Source organism: Streptomyces avicenniae, from assembly GCF_000719135.1.
In the GTDB taxonomy this organism is placed as follows: Bacteria; Actinomycetota; Actinomycetes; order Streptomycetales; family Streptomycetaceae; genus Streptomyces; species Streptomyces avicenniae.
In genome coordinates this window covers 1-235 of the sequence record NZ_JOEK01000063.1, presented here as the reverse complement: position 1 = coordinate 235, position 235 = coordinate 1, and the positions used below count along the sequence as shown (strand labels likewise).

Annotated in this window: 1 rRNA gene; it reads right to left on the bottom strand. The window is 54.9% G+C overall.

Annotation, left to right across the window (positions count from 1 at the left end):
• Nucleotides 1-85 (bottom strand): 16S ribosomal RNA (locus tag IF27_RS29765); the annotation flags it as partial.
• Nucleotides 86-235: the final 150 nt, after the last annotated feature.

The following is a 235-nucleotide window of genomic DNA, read 5'->3' as shown; positions in this document are numbered from 1 at the left end:
GGCCGAAACCGGATCATCGTTCGACTTGCATGTGTTAAGCACGCCGCCAGCGTTCGTCCTGAGCCAGGATCAAACTCTCCGTGAATGTCTCACGCGAGCTGATACTCGCGGCACCCCGGAATCAAGGGGATGCCATTTCAATCAATCAAAACATTGGCATTGACTTTTGGCACGCTGTTGAGTTCTCAAGGAACGGACGCTTCCTTCAAAACCCTCTCGGGCCTCTCCGGGCGCT